Genomic DNA, 19,192 nt, shown 5'->3' on the forward strand with positions numbered 1-19,192 from the left:
CTCCTTTGCCCACCCTACCCCTGTATTTAATCAAGGCGCTCAGGATGACGTGGGGAGTTACAAAAAATGACTTGTGAAAATTAGATCTTACGAATACCATACAGCCGCTTTGGATGCGTTCACCGTATAGCTCTAGCGTTTTACTAATAAGAGTATTTAAGGAGTATTGCTCATGGATTACAGAGGTAAAAAAGTATCGAAATCTCCTGTAGGACAACCACACAAGCGTGAAAACTCAGAATACCTCGCCCATCATAACAGAGCTCTCGGTAAAGCCTGGCAACGCAGAAACGAAGAGAGTACATCGGATCTATCTACCCTGCTTCAAGGAATTTTTTGTCCAGTACCAGGCGGGCCCAGGGATCGAAGACGTCGAAACTGGATGTTATGCATCACTGTCGCGTTATTGTGCTCGGGGGCTGTGATAGCCGTTGTACGCGACATCCAGGATAGCACACCCAGTTCGTCAGAGCCTCCGGATGCGTCGGATGGCGGTCGAGCGTCTATTGATACATCCAGCGGAAGCAGTGTTATGACAGTTTCTTCTGATACAAGAAGAAATACGGCCTCCTTTCGCTTTTTTGAGCTCCCTTCGCGCCCGGCAATGCCTGCCGTTCCAATCTATCCACACACACAAGGCAGCATATTCGTAACAAATAACCAAGGCCAGGACTTTCATTTAATTGAGAGCCATTCATCGGAATATCCGGGATCGGCACATGATTTATCATCTGCACATGATTTATCCTATGATGATTTCTTTCGCCGTTGCATTTTTGAACAGTTGGGCATAAGGCTAAGTGACGGGAGCGGTGGATTTTATACTCACCATAAACTGCGCCATCAAATTGAATACGGAGATACGGGTTTCGCCAGACACCTTGTGGCGGCCATGATCAGGATAAGAGTGAGACACCCATATGCGTCGTCTGGTTTTTCTGATAAGAAAATCCAGGATGCCGTAAGGGCGCATGCAAATGCCATAGAAACCCTGTGCTATTTATACATACATTACTGGAGTGAAGGGTTGGAATTAACATTAGATGCCTCTGACATTTCGCAGATGAAGGACATCTTTGAATTGCTTGTTCACTCATCGCTGCCAGTGGGTAGTGAGGCTTTTTATATCAATAAAGACATGTATTCCCAGCTGATGTATATTTTCCTTGACGTATGCAGGGAAACATTAAAGGCTATTGAGGATGAACCCACCATGGCGAGGTACAAGAATGATATTTCCAAGGTGTTTATAAATCAGTTGGCCTCAACAGTTAAGGCATTTGAGGTTAACCTGAGGACACTTGAGCAACGCATGTTTGATTCCAGCTGCGGCGAAGAGTGCGATGAGGGTACGTCAATTGCCGTATCCACAAGCTGTTCTGAGCACGAATGTCTGAAATTTTTTTAGGTAACTTCAATCCATATTTCAGTTCTTGACGGATACCTGCCCCGACTACCAGCCCTCAGGTGGTGTATCTGAACCAAATCGGCAGTACACGGTTCAGGTACACCATAAATTTCCACAAACCCACTTGCGACTCCTCGGTACCGGATGGGTCGGTTTTCAATTCCGGATAGGCAATGCCAAAGCCGAATAATCCTGGCCCGATGATGCCTGTATGGGGGTTGTATTCTACCTGCTCGTAATCACCAATGATCAGCGAGTTGCGCCGCTGGAATCCTACGGCATAAATCACTTTGTCGCATTCCGGCAGATAACGGGCAATATGATGTTCGCTGGTGTTATAGCGGACCAGATTATCTGGCAGACGGCCATCAATGTTTTCGCGAGCCCAGGTGGCGGTCTGGCCTTTCAGGCCTGTGTTGTCAAACAGAATCCAGTCGCCCATGTCAATCGCGTAGCGGCAGGGTGAGCGGTAGAAGTTAATGACTTTTTGAACACCCAGTTCGACCAGATGCCGAACGATGATAATGGCGGAGTGAGAAGAACCAAACACCGCGTAGGTTCCCTTGCTGTTGACAGCCTCCGACAGACGCTCTTTATCAATGGCGGTTTCAAAAGGGATGACGTCAACACCCGGATAACTCAGGCTGGACGGCACGGAACCCGTTGCCAGGATGACGTTGCGCGCCTTGAAGTGTTGCGTATCAGACGACAGCGTCCAGACCCGATCAGCCAGATCCATGCGCCGGATGCTGCCTTCCATGCTGACCACTTGTTGACGAAGATGATCGGAAACCCATTGCAAGGGTTGCACTACTTCATGCAATATACAGGTCTCGTCGAGAGGCAGATGATTAATTGAAAACCGGGTCGGTGCTTCCTGATACGAAAATGAGTGGGCGTTGCGCAGAAAGTCGGTAAAACGGCCTACGGATGTGTTACTGGATACGTTTTTCCACAGGCTACCCAGATCGCCCACGTGGAAATGAGGATCAACCCATAATATGGTGTCTGGAGCAACGCCGTTATCCAGCAGTTTGCCCACAGCAGCAATACCGGCAGGGCCTGCGCCAACAACGGCCCATTGCATGTGTTTTTTAATTGACATGTCAGCTGTCCAGTTAGAAATGAAATGTCATCCATTATGATCGATAGACAGGAATTATGAAAGTTAAATCCCGATTTGTCTGCAGCCAGTGTGCTGCTGTTTTTTCCCAATGGTCTGGTCACTGCACACAATGCGGCGCCTGGAATTCCGTCAGTGAAGAACAGGCACCCTCCGCCGGGCGCAGTATGCGCATGGGGAATTACGCCAATCAGCGCTCAGCCGTGACCGCAGTTGAGGATGTCGTGCTGCACGATAACAACGATGTACGTATGGATTGCGGTATATCGGAATTGAACCGTGTGCTGGGCGGTGGCCTTGTGGATGGATCGGTGGTTCTGATCGGGGGTGATCCTGGCATTGGTAAATCGACTCTGTTACTGCAGACCCTCGCTAATTTATCCCTGCAGCAAAACGTGCTGTATGTCACGGGAGAGGAGTCTCTGCAGCAGGTGGCCATGCGCGCCAGGCGGTTGCAGCTCCCCTTAAGCGGCCTGCGTCTGCTGGCGGAAACCCAGGTGGAAACAATCCTCGCTCATGCTGAAAAAGAAAAACCGCGGGTGATCGTGATTGACTCTGTGCAGACCATCTTCACCGACAGCCTGAGCTCCGCTCCCGGCGGCGTGGGGCAGGTGCGCGAATCGGCCGCCCAGCTGGTTCGCTTTGCCAAAATGACGCAGACGGCTGTGTTTCTGGTTGGTCATGTGACCAAGGAGGGGGCTATCGCCGGCCCGCGTGTGCTGGAGCATATGGTGGACAGCGTGTTGTATTTTGAAGGTCAGAGCGACAGCCGATTTCGCGTGATTCGGGCAATAAAAAACCGTTTTGGCGCGGTCAACGAACTGGGTATTTTTGCCATGACGGATCGTGGCTTAAAGGAAGTCGCCAATCCTTCGGCTATTTTTCTGTCCCGTCAGCCCGATCCCACACCAGGCAGTGCTGTGATGGTTACCTGGGAAGGTTCTCGACCCATGCTGGTTGAGGTCCAGGCCCTGGTTGACGAATCGCATGGCCAGCAACCTCGACGTGTTACAGCCGGACTGGAGCATAATCGGCTGGCCATTTTGCTGGCGGTTTTGCATCGGCATGGCGGGATTGCTACCTTTGACCAGGACGTGTTTATTAACGTCGTGGGTGGCGTGAAAGTGACGGAAACCGGCAGCGATCTGGCCTTGCTGGCCTCCGTGGTGTCCAGTTTACGTAACAGGGTGTTTGATCCCGAAACCATTATATTCGGTGAAGTTGGGCTGGCGGGTGAAATCCGTCCTGTGCAAAGTGGGCAGGAACGCCTGCGTGAAGCGGCCAAGCATGGATTCAAACGTGCCATCGTTCCCTTCGCCAACGCACCAAAACAAGGCATGCCAGGCCTGGAACTGGAACCGGTAAAACATTTGCAGGACGTATTGCAGAAGTTATGACAGATTTTATCAACCAAGGGTAACACCATGATTATATCAAACATTAAAGCGCGGGAAATTCTGGATTCAAGAGGTAATCCAACAGTTGAGGCCGATGTTACTCTCAGCAGCGGTGATGTTGGGCGTGCCAGCGTGCCGTCAGGGGCATCAACCGGAAAACGTGAGGCCTGTGAGCTGCGGGATGGTGTGAGTAATCGTTATGCCGGTAAAGGGGTAAGCCGGGCAGTAGAGCATATTAATCGTGATATCAACCGCGCTCTGCAGGGGTTTGATGTCAGGGATCAGGAAGCCCTCGATCGCCGCCTCTGCCTGCTGGATGGCACGCCGAATAAATCCCGCCTGGGCGCTAATGCCCTGTTGGCAGTCTCTCTCGCTTCAGCACGAGCCTGTGCCCAGGCGTCAGGTCAGCCCCTGCATCTGGCTCTGAATCAGGGTGAGCCTCTGCTGATGCCGGTGCCCATGATGAACGTTCTGAACGGTGGCGCTCATGCCGATAATAACGTGGATATTCAGGAATTCATGCTGATGCCTGTTGGCGCAACCAATTTTGCCAGTGCTCTGCAAATGGGAACAGAAACCTTTCATGTGTTGAAATCGGTACTCAAACAACGTGGTTTAAGCACCTCCGTTGGTGACGAGGGCGGTTTTGCTCCCAATCTGAGCTCCAATCGTCAGGCACTGGACATGCTCACGCTGGCAGTTGAGCAGGCTGGTTTCAAGCCGGGACGTGATATGGTGTTTGCGCTCGACGTGGCTGCTTCAGAACTGTATCGCGACGGCCAATATCATCTGACTTCAGAAAACCGGGTGCTCGACAGCGATGGCATGATTGCTTATTACCGTGAGCTCATCGCCAGTTATCCCATCGTCAGCATTGAAGACGGCCTGGACGAGGGCGACTGGTCAGGCTGGCAGCGCTTGACAGCAGAATGCGGTAAGGAAATACAGCTGGTCGGCGATGATTTGTTCGTCACCAATCCGGGAATTCTGCAGGAAGGGATTGATTTGCATATGGCCAATGCCATCCTCATCAAGCTCAATCAAATTGGTACCCTGAGCGAAACCCGGCACGCGATTAATCTTGCCCGGCAACATGGTTATGCCTGTGTCATGTCGCATCGTTCCGGGGAAACGGAAGATACATTTATTGCCGACCTTGCGGTGGCCACGGGCTGCGGTCAGATCAAAACCGGTTCCCTGTGCCGCACGGATCGGGTAGCAAAATACAATCAGCTGCTGCGTATTCAGGAAATGTCCTCGCCCGCCTGGCCGGGCATGCGCGCTCTGGCGCCCATGGCTGCCGGGCTAAAAGAATATTCATGAGTGTCGTCCCCGCGCAGGCGGGGACCCAAGGCACAATGTAGACAACCCTCCATATTCCCTATATAAATACAATGGTTATTTCTTATTTAAGTTTATTTTGGAGTCTTTATGAAAAGGATTTTTACCGGTGCTTTGTTTTTTATGCTTACATGTCCTTTAGCGCATGCTGATAGACATGTACAAGGGAGTATTAATGTTTGTTATACAAATAAAAACCTCTCTAAAGATATGATTTATTCTTCTTATAAACAGTTGATAGAGATTGATAATATTTTAATGAAAATGCAAGATGATGCCGTAAAGTCAGCGAACGCATTAAATTCAACAAGTGAGCGATATGAGTTTGATGTAAATTATCAATCGAAACTGGAGGCATTAAAACAGCTTATAAAAGCAGATCAATACTTAAATCTTACTCCTTCACCTGATAACAATATAGAAATAACTACGAAGACAGCTACTGGTGAATGGGTATTCACGTCACTGAAGCATCTTGATATGGATAGCCTGGGACTAAAAGGGATAAATTTAAAGACCAGGGCTAATGCTGAACAGGCACTTCAATATATTGAGAGAGCAGTCACTATTGTTAAGCAGCAGCTTCCTGATTCACAAGATACATCAAACTGGCTTGTAAAACCTTCTGTTAATCAGAATGCTGATGAAAATGATATTATTGATTGTCTGTATCTTAATAATGAATCCGAAAAACAAAAACTTCTGTCATCTGTTGCTGAATTGAGATTTTTTATAATAGAACGGTTGATGAAATTGATAGAGCTTACAGATGAGGCGATGATGGAAGGCGCCGATCAGCTGCGGGTAGATTCTGAATTTCAGCAAACGCTTAATTATTTGTTTACTGATATAACGCATTTCAATATATTGAAGAAAAACAGTGTATTAACTAATAGCGAAATCAGCAATCATAACAATGACAAGACTTATAAATTTTCGAAACTGAGAATAAAACAATTTAAGTTAGAGAAAAGTCATATTTATGATATTAAAGAAGCTCACGTAGTATTAGCTAATATTCATAAAATGTCTGACTATATAAGAGACATCATACTTCAATAGTTAAGGCTGATTAGAGGTCCCTGACTGCGCGCTCTGGCGCCTGGGTATCTGGATTAAATCGAGGGGCCTGAGGGAGCGCTTTCTTCGTCCGGTTCAGGAGGATTCTCCACTACGCTGGAGGACGAAGGCGCTGCCTCAGCAAGGGCTTTGAGGGCGATGGCCATTTGCAGGGGTTGGGCAAACTGTCGCGACAACAGGCCAGATATCTGTACTTCAAAAAAGCGATCAATCTGGTTGACCAATAGAGAGACACCCTCTTCTGTTCGCAGATCCGACTCTCTGACAAATGCTGGAAGCGCCGACTGCAGTAGGGTGAGCAATGGCTCGGCTATGTAGAGCTTATCGTAGATAAAGCGATTCGTGTAGTTATTGGCCAGCATGGTGGGCTCTTTCACTACGGCATCGTATTGTCTGTCGTTAACGTCGAGACCTGAGGCCTGCAAGCGCTTCACGAAATGATCATTGGCCCGCTTGATGCTGGCAATGGCGACCGTGTTAGCCTGGCCGACAATGCCGTTTGTGTCCACACCGGGCCAATTTTCTTTTATAATCGCCTTCAACATTTTTGAGAACAGTTGCTTTCCCAATATCCTGTCCTGTTCGGAGTCGTATTCCTGGGTGATTTGACTGATTTGCTCACGTGATTGAAATTCAAGTTTGCCAATGTCACTGGTCAGTTCGCGTATTTTCTTTACGTTGTTCGTCACGCGTTTTTTCCGCTCTTTATCCTTCTGGATTACACCAGCCAGACGCTGCAGTGTTTCACCAATGCGCTTTTCGACAGCCAGTTTTTTCAATGAAACGGTGCTGCTGCCCAGAAACGCCAGTTTATTCATCAGAGTATCGCGCCGTTTTTTCCATTTTTTTTCTGTTTCATCCCGGTCGGGAAGGGCTCTCATGACCTCAAGAATAACGCCTTTGAACCAGTCAGACAGCGCCTTCTGCATGGCGGAATCATCCTTTGATGAGCTCATGCTGCGCCAGGTGGGATCGATGCTGTCGTCGAACAGGCTTTTAAGTTCATTAAGAAGCTGGCGTTTGAGCGGGTATAATTCAATATTTTTTTCTACTGCTGTGGTCAGCAAATGAAAGGATTTTAAGGTATGAACAGGGAAGTTGTTCTGGTCAACTCTGACCCGTTTCGCAATGGCGAGAAATTCACCTGTTTCGTGTATAAAGGTATCCCGGTATTCGTTTTGAGTTAAATTGGCTTTGTCCATGACGTGATCCAGACTCAGGTTTTTGGACTGTTGTGGTGTAAAAAACCTGGGCGACGTGCTGGATGAGCGAGAAGGGATCAGGGGCGATGCCCGCTGGGAGGTGTGCGTCGTACTGGTTGAACTGCCGTCCTGATTCGAGCTGGATTGAGAGATCTCGCTGGCTGATGATGCTCTGTCAGCCATTGCGCACTCAACAAGACGCAGCCAGATGCCATTACCCGGGGTTCTTAATTCATCCGTCTGTGTGATGATACTGATAATTAACTCAAAAATGGGCGACGGATGACGCGCCAGAAAGTCTGTCATGGCCTCTTCAACCGGATCGTAAAACTGGGCAATCTGGGCTAACCGGCTCAGGTTGCTCTTGATTTCGTCTTGTTCGACACGTGCTCCTTCCTCGCTTCCTGCAGCCCGGCCTGGCCGGTAAAGAAAATCAGGAGCATCTCTTACCTGCTTCAGGGCTTTTGATATGGCGGGGTTTGACGCGATAAGAGGATTTTCATCTATTTCCACGCAGAGTCGCGTCAACAGATCGGCATCCATCACATTCACTGCCTCAGCCAGTCTGTTTTCTATTTGCTGATTAGAGGGGAGGGCATGCTCGTAATTTCGAGTGACGATAAGCAATCTTCCCAGAAGCTCTTCCAGCTCGTGTAATCTGGCTGGAATAGACCGCTGCCCGTCGATGACCAGATGTACGCTATACCCACCCTGTTCGATGAACTGACGGGCGTCTTTTATCTCGATGTGATTTTGGTCAACGCCGACACCCGGCTTGTCCTTGAAGATCTGCCGGAATACCTCTTGGTGCTCTGGGGGAATGTCAGAGGTGACTGTGTTCGTGTCCAGGTTGAGCGTCCAGACCAGCGGTTTTCCATTATATTGAATTTCCTGTAAGGAAATATACATAGTGACGCCTGCGTTGTTTTGCATCGTATTGTCTCTATAGTATAAACCAATTGTTCTGTTAATGCATTTTCTGGTTATTTTATGATCCATTCTGGGCGGGGATCGATGTCTACAATCTTCGCTGACTGGCGTTTTCTACGCAGAAAGTGATACCTTTCAGATTCGCTGTGTTTTAAAGGCAGCAGCGGCTTCGGTAACTGGTTAGCTTCCAGAATACTCCGCAGTTCCAGCAGGGTGCTTTCACTGATTTCTGGGTTTCCGTCCGTGTTCAGTTCATGGATGTTGGAGAGGCGCAGTGCCGGAAACAGCGATTTGATTCTGGCATCGTCAAGGTTGTTGCCCGCCAGGCTGAGTGCGCGCAGGGTTTGGGGCAACCGGCTCAGAGCCTGAGCAAAAAGCGATGTATCCATCATATCAAAATAGTTAGATGCCAGAGAAATCCGGGTCACGCCGGGAGGCAAAGAGAGAAGATCGAAACCTGGCCTGTCTTTTTTCTTCATCCGGTATAAGTCATTATGACTTAAATCCAGCTCCCTTAGAGTCGGGGAAAAACCAGACAGAAGATCACTAAACTCTTGTTTGCTCAATTGATAAAGTCCATTTTGACTCAAACTCAGACTGCTTATGGTCTTAAGTTTTCCCAGATCCTTTATCACCCGGGAGTACATTTTTGCTTTGAAAAACAGATGGTTAGTGCTTAAATTCAGAGTGGTCACGTGCATTGGAATGGTTTTAAGAATTCTGCCCAGACCCTCACCCGCCTTATCGCCCAAAAAATTATTACTTAAGTCGAGTGACTGGTATTCTTCGCCAATCGAGGCAAGCGTATGAACCGTTTCCTGCCATAATTTAAGATGCAACTCTTGTTTCGACAAGTCGAGATGGGTGCTGGGGTCGGGCATGGGCGAGCTCCTTTCATCAGTGTTTCGTACAGGCTTCGGCCTGAATAGGTGTAAATTTTTACCAGATTATAGGTTTTTTTGGATAAAAAATCTACACTGATTTGATGTCACGGCCGTTGAGGGCCATTCTGAATCGGTAGCCCGTATTAGCGACAGCGTAATACGGGAATAACATGCCACCTGTCCCATATTCCCGCAGTCGCTAACAGCCTGATTAAATCGTTTCACCGCCAATCGGTCGATTGCAGGCGCACAGTTTATCGGTCTGCAACCCGTCAAGAATACGCAGAATTTCCTGTGGATTACGACCAACATTTAAGGCATTAACGCTGACGTGCTGAATGATGTTGTCGGGGTCAATAATGAAGGTAGCGCGCAGAGCCACACCGGCAGCAGCATCGCGCACGCCCAGGCCATCGGTTAACAGGCCGCGCGTGTCGGCAAAACTGTATTGGTTCAGGCCCGTCAAATCCTTGTGCTCACGCCGCCAGGCCAGTTTGACGAACTCATTATCGGTGCTGCCGCCTAGCACCACGGTATTCCGGTCAGCAAATTCTGCCTGCAGTCTGGCGAATTCCACAATTTCTGTGGGGCAGACGAAGGTAAAGTCCTTTGGGTAGAAAAACAGAACCTTCCATTGACCAGGAAAGCTGGCTTCTGTGATGGTTTCAAAGGCACTCACGCCATTTTCTTCGTGATGATTAAAGCCCGGTTTGACCGCAACAACGGAAAAGTCAGGAATATGCTGGCCGATGGTTAACATGATGTGTCTCCTCAATAACAATTAAGTCTCAACATAAGTATATTCAGCTGCTATAATTATTTAAAATGAATAAAACAAATGATTGTAATCGGTATAAGCGATGAATAGATTGCCCAGTCTTAAACAACTGCATCATCTGGTGACCCTGTATGAGCACCAGCATTTTGGCCGTGCTGCTGAGGCCTGCTTTATCAGCCAGTCAACCTTGAGTGTATCCATCACTAATCTGGAAGACGTGCTCGATACCCCTCTGCTGGAACGGGATCACAAAAGTTTTTTGTTTACTCCCATGGGAGAAGAGGTTGTGCGCCGTGCCCGTTTGATTTTGCAGGAATGCACTGAGCTGAGTGAATATGCCCGCAGCCAGGGAGAGCCTATGCACGGTACTCTGCGTCTGGGCTGCATTCCCACGATTGCTCCTTTTATTCTGCGCGATCTTCTGGCGGCCACACGCAAGGCTTATCCCAATCTTAATCTGCTGATTCGGGAAGACACCACCGACAATGCCTTGAAATGGCTGGCCGAAGGGCGCCTGGATCTGGTAATTCTGGCTCTGCCTTACGCTACGCCCGGCATGAGCACACGGGTTATCGCGCGTGATCGTTTTCGTCTGGTATTACCGGCAGGCTGGCTGAAAAAGGGGTTTGACAGGGATATATCCTGCTGGCCGGATCACAGCATCTTTCTGCTGGAAAAAGAGCACTGCTTAACCGGGCATGCCATGCAGGCCTGCCGGTTACAGGACGGAAAAAAAATCAACCCGTTTTTTGCCACCAGCCTGCATACGCTGACGGAACTGGTTGGCAGCGAGCTGGGGGTGACTTTTTTGCCGGAGCTGGCCATTGCCAAAGGTATACTGGATGGCCGCGATCTGGTCTCTCAGCCCGTGCCCGGTGGTAACGCCTGGCGGGAAATCGGGGTGGTCTGGCGGCCTGCGTCTGTGAAGCAGCAGGCCTGTCAGCTGGTCAGTGATCTGCTTGAGCAGGTTCTTAATGGAATTTTGAGTCAGGTGATACATTCAGACCCACCGATGGCGGTTTGATTGTCATTGAGGTCGGGTGATAGAAAAATCCTGCACTGGAAGAGCTTGTGCCTGTGCTGCCTGCGGGCCATGAACAATCCTCCAGGCACGATGCTGGCATACTGCCCATGTAAGGCGACTCTTTTTTCGGTTCGTGTGAGGCATGTGGACGATGGGAGGGCGGTTCCTTATCAGCATAAGCGATAGGGTCGGGTATGGACGATGATGCCGCACGACTCGTATCAGGCTGGCTTTCTTCGAGTTCAGGTGATCCATGTGGCTGACATCCTGTCTGTTCGATATAAATATCATACGTTTGCTCTGTGAGTTTGACGACTCGGGCATCGTATCGGTATATGGCCTGAATCAGCTTGAAAAATGCGGAAACATAGGTCGCATGGTTGCTCATATTCAGATCATCCGTTGCTCGTGGTTTCAAAAAGGCAGGTACGCTCGTTTTATGGTTGCCACGCAAAATAACCGGGAAAATGCCATGGGCTTCTTGAGTCTCTATCGCATCGCGATATTCAATGCGTGCGAGCTCCTTGGACAAGGGGTTGCCTGGATCTAACAAGGGAACGTCAGGGGTACAGATCACCAGGATAAATTGCGCCCTGTCTCGACCATCGATATTGTCCAGGAATACTGAAATGCTACCGGCCCCATGATCGATGATATCCAGCTTGACGGTAAAACCAGCCTCCTTTAAATGCTGCGCCAGCCTCAACACCCGGCGGCGATTAATATCGCCAATTTGCTGATGGGAATGCCAGATAAAAATGCTTATGTCTTTAGGCGAAGGTTCTAACGCATCCAGATTCTCTTTTAATATCTCCAGATTATTTTTGAAAGAATTACACCGTGTTTCGTATTGCTTGCGGAGATTGGGATCCAGCTCGGAAATGAGCATCAACTCATCCAGCTGCCCGATAATTAAACTTAGCTGTAACGGTTGCATAGTAGACTTTACACGCTCCGCCTCATTACGAAAAAATTTATCATATTCAGCTATTTGCTTTAAAAAAAGGCTGGCTCCTTTTATTAAAGACTCAGTTAATACCCAGTCTGAATATGTTCTCTTCAGAACACATAAATGTCGTTCTAATGAGCCGAGCTTTACTCTCATTTCAGTCAAAAAATTCTGCCATGTTTTCTTGTAATCAGGATCAATGTCGGATAGTAATCCATGATCCTGAAAGGCGAAATCTGCTTTGTCGAACCATTCATTGAACAATTCAAACTGCTCTGTATATTTTTTACATATTCCAGGCATTTTTTCTCCTTGTTTTGGAAGCGCGGTTATTCAAAAAGGACTAAAATAAACCAATCTTAGCGAAGCGGACTATAACAACATTCACAGGTGAATAACCCCGTAAAAAATACGGGATATGCAGATAATATGCGTCGGTGGCCGGGGCGGGCCTGCCAATTGGTACAGCCCCAGGTATTGCTTTTGTTATCACGGCTCGTTGTCATCAGAGCGATGAACCACATCTTCTGATTTGCTCTTTAATACGAAACATGCCATTTTTATAAATTAACTCTTGATTGACACGGATCGCTATGTGGCTTGTCTGGGTGGCGTTGTCCCGGCCCTATACCTTTATTGTTATGGCCCTTATACTGCTTATCATTGGTCCTCTGGCCATCCTGCGCACACCCACGGATATATTTCCAGCGATTGATATTCCTGTTGTAAGCGTGGTGTGGGGATACAATGGTTTGCCACCTGATGACATGGCCAAACGTATTACCACCGTATTTGAACGGGTAGTGCCAACGACTGTTAACGATATTGCTCACAGTGAGTCGGATTCGCTGCTCGGAACCAGCGTCGTTAAGCTGTTCTTTCACCCCGGTGTTAACATCGACGTAGCCCTGAGCCAGGTAATCGGCGTGGCGCAGACCATACTGAAACAATTACCACCCGGTGCGACCCCACCCCTGGTGTTGAGTTATAACGCTTCAACGGTCCCTGTGATGCAGCTCCTGCTGTCCAGCGCTATCTTGCCCGAGCAGGAGCTCAATGATCTGGGTAACAACGTCATTCGAACCCAGCTGGCGACTGTTCAGGGTGCCGCCTTACCCTATCCCTACGGCGGAAAAATACGCCAGATTCAAGTTGATCTCGATCCTCAGGCCATGCAGACCTATGGCGTGTCGGCACTGGATGTGAACACCGCTCTGGTCACGCAAAATCTGACTTTACCTGCCGGCACCCAAAAAATTGGCCCATATGAGTACCTGGTTATACTGAATTCCAGTCCGTCCAGTATGGAAGAATTAAATAACCTGCCGATTAAGGCCTTTGCCGGCGGTGTTGTCTATATGCGCGATGTTGCTCATGTCCGCGATGGTTTTGCACCGCAAACCAGCATTGTTCGAGTGAATGGACAGCGTGCGGTGATGATGTCGGTTCAAAAATCTGGTAATGCGTCTACTCTGGATATCATCAATCAGATCAAAAACCTGTTGCCTTCGATAAAAAAACTGTTGCCGGAAACATTGAATCTGAGCGTGACCGGTGATCAATCCCTGTTTGTGGTGGCGGCTATCGATGGCGTGATCAAAGAGGGCATCATCGCCGCTGCTTTGACTGGATTACTGATCCTTGTCGTGCTGGGCAGCTGGCGGAGCACGTTTATTATTACCTTATCCATTCCTCTGTCGATACTGGCTTCCATGACCATGCTGTCGATGCTGGGTGAAACCATTAATATCATGACCCTGGGAGGGCTGGCACTGGCGGTAGGTATCCTGGTTGACGATGCCACCGTGGCTATTGAAAACATCAACTGGCATCTGGAGCAGGGCAAGGAGGTTGAACAGGCGATTATCGATGGCGCGCAGCAAATTGCCATTCCGGCTCTGGTGTCTACTTTGTGTATCTGCATTGTGTTTGTGCCCATGTTTTTTTTGGGAGGGGTGGCTCAGTATCTGTTTTCACCAATGGCCGAGGCGGTGATCTTTGCCATGCTGGCCTCCTGGCTTTTGTCGCGCACCCTGGTTCCAACGCTGGCAAAATATTTGCTGCACAAACCAGATGAGGGGCAGCGCCGTCTGGAATCAGGCAATCGATTTACCCGTTTTCATCGTAAGGTCGAGCTGAGATACGAGCAGCTGCGTCAGCATTACCACCGCAGACTGGCCTGGGTTTTAAAGCACAGGATGCTGTTTATGCTCAGCTTTCTTGGTCTTATCATTGCCTCATTGCTGGTTTTGACGCCCTGGCTGGGGACGGACTTTTTCCCGGCGGTTGATGGTGGTCAGATCAAGCTGCATATCCGGGCGCCAACAGGAACCCGGGTAGAAGAAACAGCGCGCCTGGCCGACAAAATAGATGATGTTATTCGCGAGGTCATTCCAGAAGAGGATTTGGAGGGTATCGTCGATAACATCGGTCTGCCTGTCAGCGGAATCAATCTGTCCTACAGCAATTCAGCTGCAATTGGCTCAGGGGACGCTGATATTTTGATTTCACTGAAAAAAGGCCATAAGCCGGTAGAGGATTATGTAAGCGAGCTGCGTCGTATTTTAAAAGACAGATTCCCGGGGGTTGTGGTTGCGTTTTTACCTGCGGATATTGTAAACCAAATCCTTAATTTCGGTTTGCCTGCACCCGTTAATGTTCAGGTGATTGGAATGAACGTTGATGCCAATCGTGTATTTGCAGCCCAGCTGCTTGAGAAAATTGAGCGTATTCCGGGCATTGTGGACGCTCGTATCCGCCAGGTGTTTAACTATCCAACCCTGAAGGTAGACGTTGATCGTACGCGTGCCAGAGAACTGGGTTTGAGCCAGTATGATGTGGCCAGCAGCCTGTTGATTAGTCTGTCGGGCAGCTTTCAAACCATGCCCACCTTTTGGTTGAGCCCCTTGAGTGGCTCTTCTTACCCTATTGTTACCCAGATTCCACAATATGAGATAAGTTCCCTGCAGGCCCTGCGTAACATTCCTGTTGCCAATGCCGCAACAAAGGCGAAACCTCAGATTCTTGGCGCGCTGGCGAGTATTAAGCGCAGCATGTCGCCAGCTGTGATCTCTCATTACAATGTGCAGCCGGTCATTGATATTTTTGCCTCCATTCAGGGCAGGGACCTTGGGGCAATAGCCGTTGATGTGAACGCTGTTATTGCCGATGCGGCGAACACCATTCCCAAAGGGTCGTCTGTAGCGGTGCGAGGTCAGATACAGACAAAAACGCAGGCCTTTAATGGTTTGTATGCCGGCCTGTTTTTTTCCGTGTTGCTGGTTTATTTATTGATGGTTATTAATTTTCAATCCTGGGCGGATCCGTTCATCATCATCACGGCCTTACCTGCTGCTCTGGCGGGAATTGTGTGGATTCTGTTTCTTACGCATACCAGCCTGAGCGTGCCGGCCTTGACCGGTGCTATTATGTGTATGGGGGTGGCAACGGCCAACGGCATTCTGGTGATAAGTTTTGCAAGGCAGCGATTGCATGAAGGTTTAAGTCCTGTGATGGCGGCTCTGGAGGCCGGCACCACGCGTCTGAGACCCGTTTTAATGACCGCGCTGGCAATGATTATTGGTATGATGCCCATGGCACTGGGTCTCGGCGAGGGAGGGGAGCAAAATGCACCTCTTGGTCGTGCTGTGATTGGCGGCTTGATATTTGCCACTTTTGCAACGCTGTTTCTGGTGCCGGCGGTCTTTTGTCTGATTCATGGCAGAAGGCAACGAATAAAACAGCAGAAAGGAGATGCCCTTGGCGAGGAACACTAAACCAGGCAAACGGTCCGTTCTCATTGGAGCAGGTCTTATCGCCCTGGTAATCTTTCTTGTTTTGCTGCGCGTTCGTTCGGATTCGGTTCTGGCGAAAGAAACGGATTACCAGGCCATTTCGGTCGTGCAGACCATGATAGTGAAGCCTGGTACGGGATCGGAAGAGCTGGTCTTACCAGGTAACGTGCAGGCCTGGCATGAAGCGACGATTTATGCCCGTACCAGTGGCTACATCAAAAAGTGGTACGTTGATATTGGCAGTCACGTGAAAAAAGGCGAATTGCTGGCAGAAATTGAGTCGCCAGAAATCGATGCCCAGCTGCGACAGGCAGACGCCGATTTACGCACCGCCATTGCAAACGAAGCTCTGGCCAAATCAACAGCTGAGCGCTGGCTGTCTTTAGTCAAATCCGATTTTGTGTCGAAGCAGGAAGCAGAGGAGAAAGTCAGTGCAGCCAAGGCCTTGACGGCTACGGTCAATTCCGCACGCGCTAACAAGGAGCGTTTGATGCAACTGGTCAGTTTTGAACGGGTGGTGGCACCTTTCGATGGCATCATCAGTTCTCGAACAACGGATACCGGAGCTCTGATTGACGCCGACAGCACGGCAGTACCCTTGTTTCGTATTGTTCAATCAAGTCCCTTGCGTGTCTACGTTCAGGTACCCCAGAGCTACGCCGCCGCCCTGCGGCACAATATGACGGCTACGTTGCATTTTCCAGAATATCCCGACAGGCACTACACGGCTACCCTCCTCAAAACTGCCTCTGCCATCGATCCCGGCACGCGCACTCTGCAGGCTCAGTTTTCTACCGATAACGAGAAAGGTGAGTTGTTGCCTGGCAGTTACACGGAAGTACATATCAAACTGCCCATATCAACTCAGTTGCTGCGTATCCCGGTCAATGCCTTGTTGTTCCAGTCAGCCGGCCTGCAGGTTGCTACGATAGATAAAAACAATCGCGTCAGGCTAAAGCTGATTACGGTCAGCCGTGATTTTGGCAATGAGCTTGAAGTCAGCAGTGGTCTGGAAGCAGGCGAGCGAATCGTTCTCAATCCATCCGACTCCATTTTTGATGGTGAACAGGTGCGCCTGGCGCGTTAATAAGACTTGTACCGACGCGCGCGATTTTTGAAATAATTGCGTACACCCTCATTGCAACCTACAATGATAGAATTCTGGTTTAATGAGATGTGTATGCGATCAATCATTTTGATTTTGCTCTTGGCCCTGTTGGGTTTGCAATACAAACTGTGGCTTGGTGATGGCAGCATTCTGCAATGGCGAAATCTACAACAGAAAATTGCAGAGCAGAGCAGGGTCAACGATAAAAAAATGGCCCGAAATCAGGCCATGGAAGCCGATATTATTGAGCTGCAAAGCGGTGATCAGGCCCTGGAAGAACAGGCGCGCTTTGAACTGGGCATGGTTAAAAGCGAAGAAACCTATTATCAGTTTGTCGAGTGATTTTTTTCAGACGGCAATCAACTCAATGCCCGCCACTTCGGGTTTGCGATCCCATAAGGCCAGTACATAGCCACCGCCGCCTGAGCCCGTTGGCTTAACGGCCAGGGCGCCATGCGCGGTCAGAATGTTCATATGCTGTGACAGGGTATCACTCACCAGCCCCCACTCTCGGAAGCAGGCCGCACTGTCTTGAATGGCTTCGGCCAGCTGCAGCAGGGACTCAGGATTGCTGTTGGCCAGGGCGATGCGTGCCTTGCTGACCGCTGCCTGCATTTGATCATCCAGGGCGGTCGCTTTGTTCCAGTCAGACAGCCACAGGTCATTAACCTGCTGAATGCAATGAGAGGTTATACCAACCTGACCACAGGATGATAAAAACCACTGCGGTTTCCAGGTCTGAGCCAGCTGCTTTTCCTTTCCCTGCTGAAAATACACACCTTGCCCGGCGGATACGCCGGCTATATCAAGCCCACTGCTCTGGCCATGAAACAAGTGTTCCAGGCTTTTGGCAAACGAGGCTACCGTATCATTAATGAGCAGGTTCTGAGCAGCAAACCAGCGTGCCATGGCGACACAGAGAGCCGCAGAAGCACCCATGCCAACGCCAACGGGAATATTGCATTCCAGCTGAAAATGCCCACTCAAACGGTTGAGCGACTGGCCCAGCAGTTTTTGCCCCTGCTCCAGAACGCTCCAGAACAACAGATGCATGTCATCGCCACTGCTGCCGCTGAAATTGGCGCTCAGTTCGCTGCTGGCTGGCTGATAGGTGAGTTTAAGTGTTTTTTCCCGAATTGGAAAAACCAGGGCGGCATGCCCGCGTAATACCGCATGTTCGCCGGCCAGAATCCACTTACCATGAGTCGTTGTCTGAAAACTACAGAACATCGTAATTACCAATCAGATTGTTTAATTTAAACGCTTTAGCCATCTCGGCCTGATCCGGGCGATACAGCAAATGAATGTTTGGGCCGGCATCCATCGTGACAAGAGGGCCGTCACCTTCGCGCTCCCAGTGTTTTTGTATGAGAGTTAACACGGTCCTCGACTCAGGCGTCATGTATTCAAAGGGTTGATCGCAGGTCGAAAATAATTGATGCATGTCATGAAATTCCCGCCAGCAGATTTCATAACAGCTTTTCCAGTCCATGGCCCGCATGGCAATCAACAGCACTTTAAGATTATCTTTGGCGCGGACGCTGCGCGTATCATAAAAGCTGCTGCTTTTGATGCGTTGATGGGCTTCGCTGGATGATACGGACTTTTCAGCGTGATTGATAATAATCACCTGATGAATCAGGTTTGTGTACGGTAAGTCGATGGCATAGACCTCATCGTCTTCCCAGTATGCCCAGGGAGAATAAAACGAGCGGCAGGATGATCCAGAGCCCAGACGACTTAACTGCGCCTGGTCTTGAACCGACAGCTCCTCTACGCCACGCAGCTCACACAAGGCACGCACGGCACACTTGGTCAAGGCCGCGAAGCTGGACGCTGAACTGGCAAGGCCGCTGCCGTGAGGAAAATTATTGGATGAGCGGACAAGAAACGCACCTTTATATTGAAAATGCTGTTTCAGCATGGCCAGGTGCTGTAGAAAACGCTTTTGCGACGCCAGCGAGAGTTGAAACGGTGCCGCGCCGGGTGCGGGCAGGGGTTCCCAAATGTCTTTGTGGCCGGGATACTCTTCCATCGTTACGCTGGTAAGCAGATTGTTCAGGGTATAAGACAGAGAGGGGTTGTCCGGCAGATTGGATGCGGTGTCTTTTTTACCCATGTATTTAATCAGCGCAATATTGGCAGGTGCCTGAGCAAACCATGACATCGGGGGT

At 49.4% G+C, this 19,192-nt stretch carries 15 protein-coding genes; 8 read left to right on the forward strand and 7 right to left on the reverse strand.

Going from position 1 to position 19,192, the window contains the following annotated elements:
- The first annotated feature begins 172 nt into the window (after positions 1-172).
- Positions 173-1,408: a hypothetical protein gene (locus tag ACQUTA_RS10600; protein ID WP_444988224.1), complete on the forward strand. Its 1,236-nt coding sequence runs from the start codon at positions 173-175 to the stop codon at positions 1,406-1,408.
- A gap of 55 nt (positions 1,409-1,463) precedes the next feature.
- Here the strand turns inward: ACQUTA_RS10600 and ACQUTA_RS10605 are convergent, their stop codons facing one another.
- Positions 1,464-2,513 carry an FAD-dependent oxidoreductase gene (locus ACQUTA_RS10605; protein WP_444988225.1) on the reverse strand — a complete coding sequence of 350 codons (1,050 nt, stop codon included), beginning with the start codon at positions 2,511-2,513 and terminating at the stop codon, positions 1,464-1,466.
- A gap of 56 nt (positions 2,514-2,569) precedes the next feature.
- On the opposite strand from ACQUTA_RS10605, the gene radA reads away from it, so the two are divergent.
- The 3 genes from radA to ACQUTA_RS10620 all read left to right on the forward strand — a co-directional run bounded on the left by radA (position 2,570) and on the right by ACQUTA_RS10620 (position 6,331).
- A complete protein-coding gene (gene radA / locus ACQUTA_RS10610; protein ID WP_444988226.1) occupies positions 2,570-3,928 on the forward strand; it encodes a DNA repair protein RadA in 1,359 nt (452 codons plus the stop codon).
- Positions 3,929-3,955: 27 nt separating this feature from the next.
- Complete coding sequence (gene eno, locus ACQUTA_RS10615) at positions 3,956-5,251, forward strand: phosphopyruvate hydratase (RefSeq protein ID WP_444988227.1); 1,296 nt, start codon at positions 3,956-3,958, stop codon at positions 5,249-5,251.
- Between the two features lie 108 nt (positions 5,252-5,359).
- The gene (locus ACQUTA_RS10620) at positions 5,360-6,331 is read left to right on the forward strand and encodes a flagellin family protein (RefSeq protein WP_444988228.1); all 972 of its coding nucleotides are present in this window, start codon (positions 5,360-5,362) and stop codon (positions 6,329-6,331) included.
- A 53-nt stretch (positions 6,332-6,384) separates the two neighbouring features.
- On the opposite strand, the gene ACQUTA_RS10625 is transcribed toward ACQUTA_RS10620, so the two are convergent.
- The 3 genes from ACQUTA_RS10625 to ACQUTA_RS10635 form a co-directional block, all read right to left on the reverse strand.
- A complete protein-coding gene (locus tag ACQUTA_RS10625) occupies positions 6,385-8,460 on the reverse strand; it encodes a hypothetical protein (protein ID WP_444988229.1) in 2,076 nt (691 codons plus the stop codon).
- 74 nt (positions 8,461-8,534) lie between these two features.
- Positions 8,535-9,362, reverse strand: a complete 828-nt coding sequence (locus tag ACQUTA_RS10630; protein ID WP_444988230.1) for a leucine-rich repeat domain-containing protein — start codon at positions 9,360-9,362, stop codon at positions 8,535-8,537.
- Positions 9,363-9,576: 214 nt separating this feature from the next.
- On the reverse strand, positions 9,577-10,125 hold the full coding sequence (locus tag ACQUTA_RS10635; RefSeq protein ID WP_444988231.1) for a peroxiredoxin: 549 nt from the start codon (positions 10,123-10,125) through the stop codon (positions 9,577-9,579).
- Positions 10,126-10,225: 100 nt separating this feature from the next.
- On the opposite strand from ACQUTA_RS10635, the gene ACQUTA_RS10640 reads away from it, so the two are divergent.
- Positions 10,226-11,167: a hydrogen peroxide-inducible genes activator gene (locus tag ACQUTA_RS10640; RefSeq protein WP_444988232.1), complete on the forward strand. Its 942-nt coding sequence runs from the start codon at positions 10,226-10,228 to the stop codon at positions 11,165-11,167.
- On the opposite strand, the gene ACQUTA_RS10645 is transcribed toward ACQUTA_RS10640, so the two are convergent.
- A complete protein-coding gene (locus ACQUTA_RS10645; protein ID WP_444988233.1) occupies positions 11,115-12,056 on the reverse strand; it encodes a toll/interleukin-1 receptor domain-containing protein in 942 nt (313 codons plus the stop codon). The two genes, ACQUTA_RS10640 and ACQUTA_RS10645, sit on opposite strands and share 53 nt — an antisense overlap.
- Before the next feature lie 653 nt (positions 12,057-12,709).
- Between ACQUTA_RS10645 and ACQUTA_RS10650 the strand changes: the two genes are divergently transcribed.
- The 3 genes from ACQUTA_RS10650 to ftsB all read left to right on the forward strand — a co-directional run bounded on the left by ACQUTA_RS10650 (position 12,710) and on the right by ftsB (position 17,360).
- Complete coding sequence (locus ACQUTA_RS10650) at positions 12,710-15,892, forward strand: efflux RND transporter permease subunit (RefSeq protein WP_444988234.1); 3,183 nt, start codon at positions 12,710-12,712, stop codon at positions 15,890-15,892.
- Positions 15,870-16,997 carry an efflux RND transporter periplasmic adaptor subunit gene (locus ACQUTA_RS10655; RefSeq protein WP_444988235.1) on the forward strand — a complete coding sequence of 376 codons (1,128 nt, stop codon included), beginning with the start codon at positions 15,870-15,872 and terminating at the stop codon, positions 16,995-16,997. The genes ACQUTA_RS10650 and ACQUTA_RS10655 overlap by 23 nt, the downstream gene beginning before the upstream one ends.
- A gap of 93 nt (positions 16,998-17,090) precedes the next feature.
- Entirely contained in the window at positions 17,091-17,360 is a 270-nt protein-coding gene (gene ftsB, locus ACQUTA_RS10660) for a cell division protein FtsB (RefSeq protein ID WP_444988236.1), read from the forward strand.
- A 6-nt stretch (positions 17,361-17,366) separates the two neighbouring features.
- Here the strand turns inward: ftsB and ACQUTA_RS10665 are convergent, their stop codons facing one another.
- Together ACQUTA_RS10665 and ACQUTA_RS10670 are read right to left on the reverse strand one after the other, a co-directional pair.
- Positions 17,367-18,248, reverse strand: a complete 882-nt coding sequence (locus ACQUTA_RS10665) for a mevalonate kinase family protein (RefSeq protein WP_444988237.1) — start codon at positions 18,246-18,248, stop codon at positions 17,367-17,369.
- The gene (locus ACQUTA_RS10670) at positions 18,238-19,185 is read right to left on the reverse strand and encodes a diphosphomevalonate decarboxylase (RefSeq protein ID WP_444988238.1); all 948 of its coding nucleotides are present in this window, start codon (positions 19,183-19,185) and stop codon (positions 18,238-18,240) included. The genes ACQUTA_RS10665 and ACQUTA_RS10670 overlap by 11 nt, the downstream gene beginning before the upstream one ends.
- Positions 19,186-19,192 lie beyond the last annotated feature (7 nt).

It is taken from the genome of Legionella navarrensis, assembly GCF_052527415.1.